Origin of the sequence: Pseudomonas marincola (assembly GCF_900682675.2) — a bacterium.
GTDB classification, from domain to species: Bacteria; Pseudomonadota; Gammaproteobacteria; order Pseudomonadales; family Pseudomonadaceae; genus Aquipseudomonas; species Aquipseudomonas marincola.
The window spans coordinates 1,380,297-1,394,751 of sequence record NZ_LR215729.2 but is presented as its reverse complement, the minus strand read 5'-3'; the positions used below and the strand labels follow the sequence as shown (position 1 = coordinate 1,394,751).

At 56.2% G+C, this 14,455-nt stretch carries 13 protein-coding genes; 11 read left to right on the top strand and 2 right to left on the bottom strand.

Annotation, left to right across the window (positions count from 1 at the left end; all coding sequences use genetic code 11):
• Nucleotides 1-10 precede the first annotated feature (10 nt).
• Both PMYSY11_RS22020 and PMYSY11_RS06420 read right to left on the bottom strand, forming a co-directional pair.
• Entirely contained in the window at nt 11-742 is a 732-nt protein-coding gene (locus tag PMYSY11_RS22020; protein ID WP_335722231.1) for a DUF5064 family protein, read from the bottom strand.
• A 60-nt stretch (nt 743-802) separates the two neighbouring features.
• Nucleotides 803-1,120, bottom strand: coding sequence for a DUF2288 domain-containing protein (locus tag PMYSY11_RS06420; RefSeq protein ID WP_150548640.1), 318 nt, complete (start codon nt 1,118-1,120; stop codon nt 803-805).
• 283 nt (nt 1,121-1,403) lie between these two features.
• Between PMYSY11_RS06420 and PMYSY11_RS06415 the strand changes: the two genes are divergently transcribed.
• The 11 genes from PMYSY11_RS06415 to PMYSY11_RS06365 all read left to right on the top strand — a co-directional run bounded on the left by PMYSY11_RS06415 (nt 1,404) and on the right by PMYSY11_RS06365 (nt 14,361).
• On the top strand, nt 1,404-2,525 hold the full coding sequence (locus PMYSY11_RS06415) for a branched-chain amino acid ABC transporter substrate-binding protein (protein WP_150548639.1): 1,122 nt from the start codon (nt 1,404-1,406) through the stop codon (nt 2,523-2,525).
• 119 nt (nt 2,526-2,644) lie between these two features.
• Nucleotides 2,645-3,568, top strand: a complete 924-nt coding sequence (gene livH, locus PMYSY11_RS06410) for a high-affinity branched-chain amino acid ABC transporter permease LivH (RefSeq protein ID WP_069901470.1) — start codon at nt 2,645-2,647, stop codon at nt 3,566-3,568.
• Nucleotides 3,565-4,833: a high-affinity branched-chain amino acid ABC transporter permease LivM gene (locus tag PMYSY11_RS06405; RefSeq protein WP_371850774.1), complete on the top strand. Its 1,269-nt coding sequence runs from the start codon at nt 3,565-3,567 to the stop codon at nt 4,831-4,833. Before livH ends, PMYSY11_RS06405 begins: the two co-directional genes overlap by 4 nt.
• Complete coding sequence (livG, locus tag PMYSY11_RS06400) at nt 4,830-5,597, top strand: high-affinity branched-chain amino acid ABC transporter ATP-binding protein LivG (RefSeq protein WP_069901469.1); 768 nt, start codon at nt 4,830-4,832, stop codon at nt 5,595-5,597. The genes PMYSY11_RS06405 and livG overlap by 4 nt, the downstream gene beginning before the upstream one ends.
• Nucleotides 5,597-6,298: an ABC transporter ATP-binding protein gene (locus PMYSY11_RS06395; protein WP_150548638.1), complete on the top strand. Its 702-nt coding sequence runs from the start codon at nt 5,597-5,599 to the stop codon at nt 6,296-6,298. The genes livG and PMYSY11_RS06395 overlap by 1 nt, the downstream gene beginning before the upstream one ends.
• 86 nt (nt 6,299-6,384) lie before the next feature.
• Complete coding sequence (locus tag PMYSY11_RS06390) at nt 6,385-7,266, top strand: LysR substrate-binding domain-containing protein (RefSeq protein WP_150548637.1); 882 nt, start codon at nt 6,385-6,387, stop codon at nt 7,264-7,266.
• Between the two features lie 107 nt (nt 7,267-7,373).
• Entirely contained in the window at nt 7,374-8,468 is a 1,095-nt protein-coding gene (locus tag PMYSY11_RS06385) for an efflux RND transporter periplasmic adaptor subunit (protein ID WP_150548636.1), read from the top strand.
• Entirely contained in the window at nt 8,465-11,533 is a 3,069-nt protein-coding gene (locus PMYSY11_RS06380) for an efflux RND transporter permease subunit (protein ID WP_197737970.1), read from the top strand. The genes PMYSY11_RS06385 and PMYSY11_RS06380 overlap by 4 nt, the downstream gene beginning before the upstream one ends.
• Nucleotides 11,526-13,019 carry an efflux transporter outer membrane subunit gene (locus PMYSY11_RS06375; protein WP_150548635.1) on the top strand — a complete coding sequence of 498 codons (1,494 nt, stop codon included), beginning with the start codon at nt 11,526-11,528 and terminating at the stop codon, nt 13,017-13,019. Before PMYSY11_RS06380 ends, PMYSY11_RS06375 begins: the two co-directional genes overlap by 8 nt.
• Before the next feature lie 121 nt (nt 13,020-13,140).
• Nucleotides 13,141-13,854, top strand: coding sequence for an rRNA pseudouridine synthase (locus tag PMYSY11_RS06370; protein WP_150548634.1), 714 nt, complete (start codon nt 13,141-13,143; stop codon nt 13,852-13,854).
• A gap of 45 nt (nt 13,855-13,899) precedes the next feature.
• Nucleotides 13,900-14,361, top strand: a complete 462-nt coding sequence (locus PMYSY11_RS06365; protein WP_150548633.1) for a YehS family protein — start codon at nt 13,900-13,902, stop codon at nt 14,359-14,361.
• The last annotated feature ends 94 nt before the right edge of the window (nt 14,362-14,455 follow it).

The window sequence follows — 14,455 nt, the reverse complement described above, 5'->3', positions numbered from 1 at the left end:
CATCAGGCGATCAGAGTCCGTCGCTGTCCAGATGATCGAGATTGATCGGATCGCCTGCGTGCAAATCCAGGCGCTTGCGAATGTCGGCAAACATCAGGTCGTATTCCTTGTGATTACGCATGATCAGGCTCTGGTTCACCGGAATCCCGTGCTTGTGCGCGGCGCGGGTAATCACGCTGGCAAAGTTGTATGCCGTATCGCTATGCAGCTTGAACGACTCTTCAAATGAGGTGCCCGACACCTGACCGATCAATTCGATATGCAGCATCTTGCCTTCCGCCGGGTCTTGCACCACATCGTAATAAATATCGACGTTGAATGCCGGCCGGTCTTTGGTCGCCACCAGATTCACCCGATGCAAGTGGCCGGGAATGTAACGATCCACGGTCATGGCGGGTGCAGCGCTGACCGGTAAAGGCTCCGGCGCTTCTAGTTTTGAGCGAATGTCGGCGAACATCTGATCGTATTCATCATGGTTCTTGGCGATCAGACCTGTCTGGGTCGGCAAGCCGTACTTTTGCGCGATCCGGCTGGCGACACTGCCAAAATTGGGGGCTTCTTCCTTGCTCAGCTCGAACTCTTCCTGAAAGGCCTCGCCAGCAACATTGCCCAACATGGTCATGACCAACTTACGATTGCCATCCGGCAAAAACTTGATGTGGTAGTACAAGTCGACGCTGTAAACAGGCTGGCCGTCGGCCTCGTCGCGGTTAACGCGATGCAAATGTCCCGGCTTGAACATGTTCGAACTCCCTAACTAAGTTTTTGACGCGGCCACAAAAGAGACCGTCAACGCACCGCTTTAGTGCGCAGTAGACGCTTGCGCGCGCTCTTGCACCAACACCCATGGGACTATGACCACCGCCCAAAGTTGCGGGTCGCGCGTGGCCAGATCTTCTGCACAACTGTCTTCCATCTTGCTCAGAACACCACTTTCAAGCCATTGGCGAACCTTGCCATGCTCGTTCTCGGCCACCGCCTCGGCGACGGCCACCAAGTCCGCTGAGCCATCCACCCAGAGTAGAACACCCTTGGCAAAATAGGGCTGTAATTCTTGCCAACTGATAGATGCAGTTTCAGTGAGCAGTTTGGCATAGAGGGTGCTAGGTTGTTCAGTCATGGTGGGCCTTGAATTGTTTGCCGAAATTGATCGGCATCATGATAACGTCGACCAAGTCGCCTGACGTCCAATCTGCGCATCAGGACACGCCGTTTTTCTATACATTTATTGCATTAAAGCGACATCTTCTCGTTTTGCCCCCAAAACCTAGCTTTTCAAGGCGCGAACTCGCGCTCTACACTGTACCGGTACAGTTGCCGGGGGTATGGCCGGGGAGTTCAACCCGGTTCTGCAGCTTTGGCCGCAAGAACTACAACAACGACAAACATAAGAGTGGAGCATTATGAACAAGGCAACTAAGCAAATTACCAAGCTGTTCGCAGCAATGGCACTGGCTGGCGCAGCTAGCTACTCCATGGCTGCCGACACCATTAAAATCGGTCTGGCGGGTCCGGTTACTGGTGCCGTTGCTCAATACGGGGAAATGCAGTTCATTGGCGCTAAAATGGCCATCGAACAAATCAACAAGGCTGGCGGCGTAAACGGCGCTCAACTCGAAGGCGTGGTTTACGACGACGCTTGCGACCCGAAACAAGCCGTTGCTGTTGCTAACAAAATCGTCAACGACGAAGTCAAGTTCGTGGTTGGCCACCTGTGCTCCAGCTCCACTCAGCCAGCGTCTGACATCTACGAAGACGAAGGCATCCTGATGATCACCGCGGCTTCGACCAGCCCGGACATCACCTCGCGTGGCTATCAGCTGATCTTCCGCACCATCGGTCTCGACAGCCTGCAAGGCCCGACTGCTGGTAACTTCATCGCTGATCACATCAAGCCGAAGAACGTTGCAGTAATCCACGACAAGCAGCAGTACGGTGAAGGCATCGCCACTGCCGTTAAGCAGACGCTTGAAAGCAAAGGCGTGAAGGTTTCTGTGTTCGAAGGCATCAACGCCGGCGACAAAGACTTCTCTTCGATGATCTCCAAGCTCAAGCAAGCGGGCGTGGACTTCGTTTACTACGGTGGTTACCACCCAGAACTGGGCCTGCTGCTGCGTCAGTCGGCAGAGAAAGGCCTGAAGGTCAAGTTCATGGGTCCGGAAGGCGTGGGCAACAAGGAAATCTCGGCCATCGCTGGCCCGGCTTCCGAAGGCCTGCTGGTTACCCTGCCGAAGTCTTTCGACCAGGACCCAGCCAACAAGGCATTGGTTGAAGCCTTCAAAGCCAAGAACGAAGACCCAAGCGGCCCATTCGTATTCCCAGCTTACGCTGCGGTACAAGTGATCGCTGGCGGTATCGAGAAAGCCGGTAGCACTGACACCGACAAGGTTGCAGCTGCTCTGCGCGCCAACAGCTTCAAGACCCCAACCGGCGACCTTTCCTTCGACGAGAAGGGCGATCTGAAGGATTTCAGCTTCGTGGTTTACGAATGGCACCAGGACGGTACAAAAACCGAAGCTAAATAAGCCTCACCTGTCCGAACCCAAAGCCCACTGCATCCGCAGTGGGCTTTGTTTATTAGAAGAATCCCGGTCTTGCGCGGCGCCACAAGCGATGCTTTACGCAACGACCCAGGAGTTAGGCAATGCCTGATCTGTATCACTACCTGCAACAGCTGGTTAATGGCCTGACCATTGGCAGCACCTATGCTCTGATCGCCATCGGCTACACCATGGTCTACGGCATCATCGGCATGATCAACTTCGCCCACGGCGAGGTTTACATGATTGGCTCCTACGTGGTGTTCATCGTAGTTGCCGGTCTTGCCATGTTTGGCATCCATAGTCTGCCCGTTGTGCTGATCGCAGGATTTGCTGCCAGCATTATCGTGGCCAGTGCCTATGGCTACAGTATTGAACGAGTCGCCTACCGGCCCTTGCGCGGTGGCAACCGTTTGATTCCCCTGATTTCCGCGATTGGTATGTCGATATTCCTGCAAAACGAAGTACTTCTGGCGCAGGACTCCAAAGACAAAGCCATCCCCAACTTGCTGCCCGGTAACTTCGTGTTCGGTGAAAACAGCATGAACGGCGTGGTTATCTCCTATATGCAGGTGCTGATCTTCATCGTCACATTCCTGGTGATGGTTGGCCTGACCTGGTTCATCTCCCGCTCCCGCCTGGGCCGTGCGTGCCGCGCCTGCGCTGAAGATTTGAAGATGGCCAACCTGTTAGGCATCAACACCAACAACATCATCGCCCTGACCTTCGTGATTGGTGCGGCGCTGGCTGCTGTAGCCGCCATGCTGCTGGGCTTGCAATACGGTGTGATCAACCCGCACCTGGGCTTCCTGGCCGGTATCAAAGCCTTCACCGCAGCGGTATTGGGCGGTATCGGCAGTATTCCTGGCGCAGTGCTCGGCGGCTTGGTACTCGGTGTTGCTGAGGCCTTTGGTGCCGATATTTTCGGTGACCAATACAAAGACGTTGTGGCATTCAGCCTGTTAGTGCTGGTGTTGCTGTTCCGCCCGACTGGCATTTTGGGTCGTCCGGAGGTTGAAAAGGTATGAGTTCGGCAATCACAAAAAACCTCAAGACGGCATTCTTCAGTGCCCTGCTGGTGGTGGCCGTGGCCTATCCGGTGCTGGGACTGAAACTGACCACCGTCGGCATCAAGCTTGAAGTGCACAATGCCAGCCCTGCGGTTCTCTGGACCATCGCCGGTTGCGCCATTGCCATGTTCTTCTGGCAGTTGTTCCGCGATCAGATCAGCTCCGCCTGGTCACATGCACCGAAGTTGCCGGCTGTTCCAAGCAAGGCGACCAACTTCCTGACCCTGCCTTCGACCCAACGCTGGATCATTCTTGGCTTGGTGGTAGTGGCGCTGGCGTGGCCGTTCTTCGGTTCGCGTGGCGCGGTGGACATCGCTACCCTGATCCTGATCTACGTCATGCTCGGCCTCGGCCTGAACATCGTGGTGGGTCTGGCGGGTCTGCTCGACCTCGGTTACGTTGGTTTCTACGCCGTGGGCGCCTACAGCTACGCGCTGCTGTCGCACTATTACGGCCTGGGCTTCTGGGTATGTTTGCCAATCGCCGGCCTGATGGCAGCGTTCTTCGGCTTCATTCTCGGTTTCCCGGTACTGCGTTTACGCGGCGACTATCTGGCGATTGTGACGCTGGGCTTCGGTGAAATTATCCGTATCCTGCTGCGCAACATGACCGAGCTTACCGGCGGCCCGAACGGCATCAGCAACATCGACAAACCAACACTGTTTGGCCTGTCGTTCGAGCGTAAAGCCGCTGAAGGCATGCAAACCTTTCACGAATTCTTCGGCACCGCATACCAGTCGATCAACAAGGTAATTTTCCTGTACTTGATCGCCCTGCTGCTGGTGTTGGTGACCCTGTTCGTGATCAACCGTTTGCTGCGCATGCCAATCGGCCGCGCGTGGGAAGCTCTGCGTGAAGATGAAATCGCTTGCCGCGCATTGGGCATGAACCCGACCGTGATCAAGCTTTCAGCCTTCACCCTCGGCGCCAGCTTCGCAGGTTTTGCCGGCAGCTTCTTCGCCGCCCGCCAAGGCCTGGTGACACCGGAATCGTTCACCTTCATTGAATCGGCAATCATCCTCGCCATCGTGGTTCTTGGCGGCATGGGCTCACAACTCGGGGTCATTCTGGCCGCGATCGTGATGATCCTCCTGCCGGAACTGATGCGTGAGTTCAGCGAGTACCGCATGTTGTTCTTCGGTGCCCTGATGGTAATGATGATGATTTGGCGTCCGCAGGGCCTGTTGCCCATGCAGCGCCCGCACCTGGAGCTGAAACAATGAGCCGCCCGATTCTTGAAGTAAGCGGCTTATCCATGCGTTTTGGCGGCCTGCTGGCCGTCAACGGCGTGAATCTGTCCGTGCAAGAAAAACAAGTGGTGTCGATGATCGGCCCTAACGGCGCTGGCAAAACCACGGTATTCAACTGCCTCACCGGTTTTTATCAGCCCACCAGCGGCAGCATCCGCCTCAATGGCGAGCAAATCGAAGGCCTGCCGGGCCACAAGATTGCGCGCAAGGGCGTGGTGCGTACGTTCCAGAACGTGCGTCTGTTCAAGGACATGACCGCCGTTGAAAACTTGCTGGTGGCGCAACACCGCCACCTCAACACCAACTTTCTGGCTGGCCTGTTCAAGACCCCGGCGTTTCGCAAGAGCGAACGTGAGGCGATGGACTATGCCGCGCATTGGCTGGAGCAGGTCAACCTGACCGAGTTTGCCAACCGCCCTGCCGGCACCCTCGCCTACGGCCAACAGCGTCGCCTGGAAATCGCCCGCTGCATGATGACGCGCCCCAGCATCCTCATGCTCGACGAACCGGCGGCGGGCCTCAACCCACGCGAAACCGACGACCTCAAAGCCCTGATCGGCGTGCTGCGTGATCAGCACAACGTGACGGTGCTTTTGATCGAACACGACATGAAGTTGGTGATGAGCATCTCCGACCACATTTTCGTGATCAATCAGGGCACGCCTTTGGCAGACGGAACCCCGGAGCAGATCCGCGATAACCCGGACGTAATCAAAGCCTATCTGGGGGAAGCGTAATGCTCTATTTCGAAAACGTCTCGACCTTCTACGGCAAGATCCAGGCACTGCACGACGTCAATGTTGAAGTGCGTCAAGGTGAAATCGTCACCCTGATCGGCGCCAACGGCGCAGGCAAGTCGACACTGCTGATGACCCTTTGTGGTAATCCGCAGGCCACCAGCGGCAGCATCCGTTATCAGGGTGAAGAACTGGTTGGCATGGACACCCCGAACATCATGCGCAAGAGTATTGCCGTGGTGCCTGAGGGTCGCCGTGTGTTTGCCCGTCTGACCGTTGAAGAAAACCTCGCCATGGGCGGTTTCTTCACTGAAAAAGAAGACTTCCAAAGGCAAATGGACAAGGTGCTGCACCTGTTCCCGCGCCTTAAGGAACGCTTCGAGCAACGCGCTGGCACCATGTCCGGTGGTGAGCAGCAAATGCTGGCGATTGGCCGCGCGCTGATGAGCAAACCCAAGCTGTTGCTGCTTGACGAGCCATCACTGGGCCTGGCACCGATCATCATTCAGCAGATCTTCGACATCATCGAACAACTGCGCAAGGACGGTGTAACGGTGTTCCTGGTCGAGCAAAATGCCAACCAGGCATTGAAACTCGCCGATCGTGGCTACGTTCTGGAGAACGGCCGTATTGTCATGGAAGGCAGTGGCCAGGAGCTGCTGACCAACCCAAAAGTACGGGACGCGTACCTGGGCGGTTAACCTCAGTGCTGCATCCAAAAGCCGCTGTGATCAGCGGCTTTTTTTGTTAGGGTGGCAAAGCCCCAGCTTACAAGGATGAAAGACTGATGCGCATCGAGGACCTGAAACTGTTCATGCTCGTCGCCAAATTAGGCAGCTTCACCGCTGCGGCCGACGCCCTGAACTTGCCTCGCTCGAATATCAGCAGGCGCATCAACGACCTCGAATCCGCACTGCAGGGCAAACTCTTCACCCGCACGACCCGCCGTCTGACCCTCACCCCGATTGGCCAGGGCTACCTGACCAGCCTGCAGGAAATCATCCCGGGGCTTGAACACGCCAACGACTCGATCCGCACTCAAAATCAAAACCCGACCGGCAAGATCAAGATCGGCCTTCTCACCGAATCAGACATTCTGATTCACTGGGTGCTACAAGACTTTCTCACGCGCTACCCGAACATCAGCATCGAAACCCACCTGAGTAATCTGGGTTACTACGACATCATGAATTACGGCCTCGACATGGCGATTCATGTCGGCCCGATCAGCGACACAAGCTTCATAGCCCGTCCTATCGCCTCGTTCATCCGCAAGCTTTACGCAAGCCCCGACTACATTGCACGTTACGGAGCGCCGCGGTCACTCGAGGACCTGCACCAGCACAACCTGATCATGCTGCGCTGGCCAAGTGGTCAGCTGGAAAACCTCTGGCGGTTCAAACAGGCAGAAATCAGTATCGAAAGCCGACTGATCTCGAACAACTCCAACTACATCCGCCACGCGGTTTTCCAGGGTGCGGGTATCGCGCTGCTGCCGGAAATAATCGCGCACAAGCACGTGGCTGAAGGAGAGTTAGTCGAAGTGCTGCCCGCCTACGAAATGCAGCTGGAAAATATCTGGCTGGTGTATCCAAGCCGGACCGGCCAATCCTTTGCCTCCCGCCTGCTGACCGAATACCTGCTCGAACAAATTCCGATGATCAAGTGATTGTCCTGTTTTTCAGGACACTGTTCGGAATCCTAGCCGGATTATCCAACGATTAATCTCCATTAGGCTGTTGTTCCATAAACATACAGACTCAGGGAGATGTAGCTATGTGCAGTTCGCACTCGAAAATATCCTTATTAGTGCTCCTAACGTGCGGACTGTCTCTCACCGGTTGCGGCTCTGGCGACGAAGCCGCAGACACCTCCCCCGGCCGCCCGGTCAATGTGGTCAAGCTTTCCGATCAGAACTCCAACCAATCGCTGCAATTCAATGGCGTAATCGAAGCCCAGCAAATGGCTAATCTGGCCTTTCGGGTGCCCGGCACAGTCGACAAAATTCTGTTCAAGGAAGGCGATGCCGTTAAACAGGGCCAGGTTATTGCGCAGCTCGACCCACACGATTTTAAAGTCAGTGTTGACGAGCTGAAGGCCCGTCTCAGCGAAGCCAAAGCCAGTGCCCGGCTTGCCAATGTAGAGCTGAGCAGAACCCGTTCAGCTGTCAAGGACCACTCGATAGCGGCAATCAATCTGGACCGCGCCATCAGTGCGCAAGCGCGAGCTGCCGCGGGCGTTAATGTCACGGCGCAAGCACTGAAGAAGGCCGAAGACGCACTGCGTTACTCACAGCTCAAGGCTCCGTTCGATGGCGTCGTGGGTCAGCGCCTGATTGATGAGCACGAACAAACCCGCCCTGGTATTACGGTAATGACCGTGCACCAGCCGAAACGTCTCAAGGCAATTGTCGACGTGCCCGAGAGCAAGATCGGCCTCATCAGCAAGGGCATGGCCGGGTTGGTGAGCTGGTACGGCAACCCCGCCGGAATCAAGGCGCAAAGCACCGAGATCGCCAGCCTGCCCGATGCGCTCAAACGCACCTACTCGGTAACCTTCAAGCTCGACCCGACGCAACTCACCACCGTGTTTCCGGGCAAGGCTGTGAATGTGCAGGTAGACCTGAGTACCCAGCTGGAAAAAGCCTTCTGCCTGCAACCCAGCGCCATCAAGAGCACCGAAGGCCAGACCCAAGTCGTCAAACTGGTGAGTGCCCATGCCAGGCATGTTGCGGTGAAGGTCGTTAGCCAACGGCATAATCAGGTTTGCGTCACTGGCGAGCTCGACACGGGCGATACCATCGTCACGGCGGGAAGCGCCTTTCTCAAGGAAGGAGACGCCGTGGGCAATCTGCTGGAGGCTCAGCAGTGATAAATTTATCGACCTTTGCCCTGCGCCAGAAAACCTTCGTCATCTTTTTCAGCTCCTTGTGCCTGCTTGCCGGAATCTTTTCGTACTTCCAACTGGGCAAGCTCGAAGACCCGTCCTTTACCGTCAAGAGCGCCGTTGTGGTCACGCTATATCCGGGCGCGACCGCAAAGGAAGTTGAAGAGCTGGTGACCGACAAAATCGAAACCCGCCTGCAGGAAATGAGCAGCCAGTGGAAGTTGCGCTCGCTGTCGCGCCCCGGCAGCTCGATGATTTTTATCGACCTCAAGGAAAGCATTTCCTCCGAAGAACTGCCCCAGCAATGGGACTTGCTGCGGCGCAAGGTCGAGGACGTCAAGCTGGAGCTGCCGGCCGAAGCGCAGATCAGTATCGTTCAGGATGAGTTCTCGGAAGTGTACGGCATGGTCTTCGCGGTGTACGGCGACGACATTCCGATGCACGACATGAAGAACTATGCGCGGGAACTGCAACGTCGCATCAAGGCCGTCAACGGCATCAAGAAAGTCCAGCTGCATGGTGTTCACGAGCAAGTGGTCAACATCAGCGTGTCTGACGAACGCACAGCCGACACCAATATTTCGGTCGCGGAGCTTTCCAACCAGCTCAACAGTCAGAACCTGCCCGTGCGCTCTGGTGACTTCGACCTCGGCAACAGCAATTTGCGGGTCGAACAGACCGGTAATTTCAGCTCGCTGGAAGACATCAAGAACCTGCTGATTCACACCGGCGTCAACGGCAGTGAATCGGGGATCATCCGCCTTGGCGATGTCGCCGAAGTGACCATGGATTATCAGGACCCGGCATTCACCCTGAGCCGGTATAACGGCCAGAAAGCGGTAACGCTGGCGGTCAGCCCCGAGTCCGGGATCAACGTGGTGGACATTGGCGATGACTTGAAAGCCGTGCTTGCCGAGTTTCAGGCAGAGCTGCCGCTCGGCGCCAATGTCGGCGTCATCGCCTACCAGCCCGACGAAGTCGACAAGTCGATCAATAACTTCGGCCTCAACCTGATCGAAAGTATCGTCATTGTCTTCGCTGTTCTGCTGATATTCATGGGCTGGCGCAGCGCCATGATTGTCGGCATCAGCTTGCTGTTGAACATCGTATTCACCCTGATCTACATGAATATCAACGATGTCGACTTGCAGCGCGTGTCGCTCGGCTCGTTCATTCTGGCACTGGGCATGCTGGTGGATAACGCCATCGTCATCACCGATCTGTTTCAGGCCAAGGTTCGCGCGGGCATTGAACGCAGCGAGGCGGTAAGCCAAAGCATCAAGGAAATGGCTACCCCGCTGCTCGCCGCCACACTCATCGCCATGCTCGGCACCACACCCGTGCTGTTCTCCAAGACCGACTCGGCAGAGTTCTCGCTGTCGATCGTGCAGGTGCTGTGCAGTTCACTGCTGCTGTCGTGGGTGATTGCCATGATCATCACCCCATTGATGTGCTGGATGTTTATCAAACCGGATGCGGATACGACGCCCAAACCACCTGGCAAAGCAGCGCTGGCCTATGAGAAAGCGGTGGGCTGGACGGTTGATAACCCTAAACGAGCCATCCTTTATGTGATGCCCTTTCTGCTGGTAACCGCGCTGGCGTACCCGCTGATGAGTGTCAATTTCATGCCCTCCTCGGATCGCTCGATCGTATTTCTCGACTATTGGCTGCCCAATGGGGGACGGATCGGAAAAACCTCGGAAGACATGCTGAAAATCGAGCAGTGGCTGCTCAAGCAACCCCAAGTCAGCAGCATCTCCAGCTATGTTGGCGAAAGTGCCCCGCGCTTTTCGGTGACTGTCGAGCCGGAGCCGCTCGATCCGAGTTACGGCCAGATACTCATCAACACCAAAACCTTCGAAGACATCGCGCCCCTTATCGTCGCCGGTGATAAATGGCTGGCCAAGGAGTTCCCGTATGCAGAGCCACGCTTTCGTGATTTGAAGCTGGCGACCAAAGACAAATACAGCATCGAGGCCCGTTTCAGCGGCTCCGATCCAAAGGTTCTGCATACGCTTTCGGAGCAGGCACAAGACATCTTTCGCGCGCATGAACACACCAAATATGTGCGCGACAACTGGCGTCAGGAAAGTAAATTGATGCGCCCTGTAATCAACCAGGAAGAAGCCCGCCTCGCAGGCGTGACCCGCACGGACATAGCCCTGGCCATTTCACGGGTAACCGAAGGCGTCGATATCGGCATCTTGCGCCATGAAGATGATCTGGTGCCGATTAAATTGCGCAGCACCAATGCATCGCTCGAGCACTTCAAGAACATTCCGGTACGCTCTTTGATCGCCACGCACAGCGTGCCTTTGGGGCAAGTGGTGGATGACATCGAAATAGTCGGTGAGCAATCGCTGATCTGGCGCTACAACCGGCTCCCAGCCATCACCGCGCAAGCCGGCGTGAGTGGCGACACGGCCTCGAATGTGCGCAATACGCTCAAGGATGAAATCGAGGCGATCGAGTTGCCGGATGGCTACACCATGGAATGGGGCGGCGAGTATTACGACGAGAATCGCTCGATCAACGACCTGATGACGCAGACACCGAAAGCCTCGATGCTGATGCTGATTATTCTGGTCGCCATGTTTGGCGCTTACCGCCAGCCCATCATCATTCTGATCACCCTGCCGCTAGCCCTCATCGGCATCATCTGGAGCTTGCTGCTACTCGACAAACCCTTCGGCTTCATGGCGATTGTCGGCATGATTTGCCTCTCAGGCATGATCATCAAAAACGGCATCGTGCTGATGGATCAGATCGAGCTTGAGCGAAGCATTGGTACGCCCTTGAGCGAGGCCATCAAGAGCGCCACGCTGAACCGCACCATGGCGATATCGATGGCGGCACTGACCACGGCACTGGGCATGATTCCACTGCTCACAGACCGGCTGTTTGACCAGATGGCCGCCACCATCATTGGCGGACTCTCGGCGGCATCGGTGCTCTCGTTGTTCATCATGCCCGCTCTCTACAAACTGTTTTTCGGTCGCGACCCTGATGCCGAGAAAGACACGCGCCAGGTGATTACCCATGACTAAATTAGCGCTGACCACACTGACCACCGCCCTGCTGCTGAGTGGCTGTTCGATGACTCCAACTTACGAGAAGCCGAGCGTGCCGGTGAGCGAGTTGTACCTCAATCAGAACACCGCCGGTGTGACAACTGCGCCCGCCAACAGCAATAGCTGGTGGACCCAGTTCAATGACCCCCAACTCAATCAACTGGTGATTCGCGCGCAAAACCAGAACGTCAGCTTGCAGATTGTCAGCCAGCGAATTCAAGCGGCGCAGGCCTATCACAAGGTCATTTCCTCGATGAAAGTGCCGACCATTGCGTTAACGGCTGGCTACTACGATCTGCGCATCAGTGAGAATGATCCGTTACTGGGTGACGCGGTGAGTGGCGTGCAATTGCCCGCCCAGTTTGGTGGCGGTGAAGTCAAAGTTGCTGATCGCGACCCGGACGCTTTTACCGTCGGCCTCAGTGCCAGCTGGGAGATGGATCTGTTCGGCCGCGTAGACAGCCTGAGCAAGGCCAGCAGCATCCGGCTGGAACAGGCGCGGATTATGAAAACCGCAATGAACACGCTGATCACCGCAGACGTGGTGAACAACTACCTGCAATACCGCGGGGCGGTTGAGCGCATCAATATCGCCAAGCGCAATATCAGCGAGCAACAGGAAACCCTTAAACTGGTGCAGTCGCTTGAGCGCAACGGCTACGGCTCATCCATGGATGTGGCCAACGCCAAGTCGGCGCTGGCTGCAACCCAGGCCACGCTGCCGATGCTGGACACGGCCAAGAGTGTGCACATGGGCAGGCTGGCGATTCTGCTGGGTGAGAACATCGGCGAGACTGAAAAGCACTTCAGCCCAGAACGCTTGCCGCAAATGAACGCCCTGATTCCCACCGGCCTGCCATCTGATCTGCTAAAAAGACGCCCGGACATCGCCATGGCCGAACGTGAAATGGCGGCCAAGAATGAAGAGGTCGGCGCCGCCATCGCCGCCAAGTACCCGAAGATTTTCCTCACCGGCTCCCCCGCCCTGCTCTCCAGCGACTTCAATGATCTGTTCAAGTCCAGCTCAGAAGCCTGGATGCTCGGCGCGGGTATCAGTTGGAATCTGTATGACGGCGGGCGCAGCCAGGCGCTGGTAGAAATGCAGGAAGCCGGTTTCAAGCAATCGGCGCTGAGCTATCAGCAAACAGTCAACTCGGCCTTCAACGAGGTCGAAACCACCCTGACGGCGTACGGCAACAGCCAGAAGTATCACGCGTTGATTCAGCAGGCCAGCGAGCAAGCACAGATCGCTTCGAACAAGGCGGACTCGTTGTATCGCTCGGGCATGATCAATCACCTTAACGTGCTCGACACCCAGCGCCAGAAGAACGCGATAGAAGATGCCGAAGTTGTCGCCCGCCTGAATACCGCCACTCAGGTCGTGCTGCTGCACAAGGCCCTGGGTGGCGATTGGTCGGTCGCGGCGGCCGGGCAAACCGATGAATCCTCCAAGCCAATGTAAGGCGCTTTACTTGCTGGTAAACGGATTAACTGCTGGGTATTTGCTGCCACCCGCCAGCTGATCCGTACACAACCGTCGCGGGCAGTTACAATAGGTGGATTAATTTGCCGATGACTGCCTGATGACCGACCCAATACGCCTTTCCAAACGCCTGATCGAACTGGTCGGCTGCTCCCGCCGCGAAGCCGAGTTGTATATTGAGGGAGGCTGGGTGACGGTTAATGGCGAGGTGGTCGATGTACCGCACGTCAAAGTCACCGACGAGTTGGTGGAGTTACTGCCCGATGCTGTGGCCACGCCGGTAGATCCGGTCACGCTGCTGGTTCACATCCCGGCCGGGCATAACAATGCAGAGCGTTTTGTTGAAGAACTCAGCCAGGCCAATCACTGGGCCGAAGACGCCTCGAAAATCCGCCCTCTGAAAGCCCACCTGATCAACTTAACGTCCTGCATACCCTTGCAAGCCGGTGCAGAAGGCCTGCACGTGATGACTCAGGACTGGCGTATCGAACGCAAACTGCGCGACGACATCGTCAAGATGGAACAGGAATACGTGGTTGAAGTGAGCGGCCAGCTCAGCGAGCGCGACCTTAAGCGTCTCAATCATGGCTTGGTCTTCAATAACTACGCGTTGCCGCCCTGCAAGGTCAGCTGGCAGAACGAGACTCGCTTGCGCTTTGCCCTGAAAAATCCGATTCCGGGACAAATCGTGTTCATGTGCAATGAAGTCGGGCTGAAAGTCCTGAGCTTCAAGCGCATCCGTGTGGGCGGTGTACCCATGTCCAAAGTCCCGCCGGGCCAATGGCGCTATCTGGCAGCCAAAGAGCGCTTCTAAACGCAGTCATGTCAATTTACTGCTCTCCCATTATCAGGAACCCTAATGCTCAATAACGACGTACTGCGTAGCCTGCGCTACACGCTTAACATCAATGATGAAGAGCTGGCCGAAATCTTTCAGCTGAGCAACAAGACCATCACCGCCGATGAGGTCAGCCTGCTGCTGAAGAAAGAAGACGAGGAAGGTTTCGTCCTCTGTGATGACGAGCTGATGGCGCACTTTCTCGATGGCTTGGTGTACTTCAAGCGTGGCAAGGATGACAGTCGCCCGGCGCAACCTTTCGAGCTGCCAATCACCAACAACATCATCCTGAAGAAACTGCGCGTTGCCTTCGAGCTCAAGGAAGATGACATGAACCAGATCATGCAGAGTGTCGACTTCCCGGTTTCGAAGCCGGAAATGAGCGCGCTGTTTCGCAAGTTCGGCCACAGCAACTACCGCACCTGCGGCGACCAGTTCCTGCGCAATTTCCTCAAGGGCCTGGCACTGCGCGAGCAGAACTAGGTTCTGTATAACCCTGCATTTACGTGCGCAATAGTGCCTCCCTTGGTGGCCGCGCACGTTTAGGGTAATGGCTCTCTCCTCCTTCAAGGATTCG

Bases quoted from the DNA above. Each gene is read 5' to 3' on its own strand.
- PMYSY11_RS22020 (WP_335722231.1), bottom strand. From the start codon at position 742: ATGTTCAAGCCGGGACATTTGCATCGCGTTAACCGCGACGAGGCCGAC.
- PMYSY11_RS06420 (WP_150548640.1), bottom strand. From the start codon at position 1,120: ATGACTGAACAACCTAGCACCCTCTATGCCAAACTGCTCACTGAAACT.
- PMYSY11_RS06415 (WP_150548639.1), top strand. From the start codon at position 1,404: ATGAACAAGGCAACTAAGCAAATTACCAAGCTGTTCGCAGCAATGGCA.
- livH (WP_069901470.1), top strand. From the start codon at position 2,645: ATGCCTGATCTGTATCACTACCTGCAACAGCTGGTTAATGGCCTGACC.
- PMYSY11_RS06405 (WP_371850774.1), top strand. From the start codon at position 3,565: ATGAGTTCGGCAATCACAAAAAACCTCAAGACGGCATTCTTCAGTGCC.
- livG (WP_069901469.1), top strand. From the start codon at position 4,830: ATGAGCCGCCCGATTCTTGAAGTAAGCGGCTTATCCATGCGTTTTGGC.
- PMYSY11_RS06395 (WP_150548638.1), top strand. From the start codon at position 5,597: ATGCTCTATTTCGAAAACGTCTCGACCTTCTACGGCAAGATCCAGGCA.
- PMYSY11_RS06390 (WP_150548637.1), top strand. From the start codon at position 6,385: ATGCGCATCGAGGACCTGAAACTGTTCATGCTCGTCGCCAAATTAGGC.
- PMYSY11_RS06385 (WP_150548636.1), top strand. From the start codon at position 7,374: ATGTGCAGTTCGCACTCGAAAATATCCTTATTAGTGCTCCTAACGTGC.
- PMYSY11_RS06375 (WP_150548635.1), top strand. From the start codon at position 11,526: ATGACTAAATTAGCGCTGACCACACTGACCACCGCCCTGCTGCTGAGT.
- PMYSY11_RS06370 (WP_150548634.1), top strand. From the start codon at position 13,141: ATGACCGACCCAATACGCCTTTCCAAACGCCTGATCGAACTGGTCGGC.
- PMYSY11_RS06365 (WP_150548633.1), top strand. From the start codon at position 13,900: ATGCTCAATAACGACGTACTGCGTAGCCTGCGCTACACGCTTAACATC.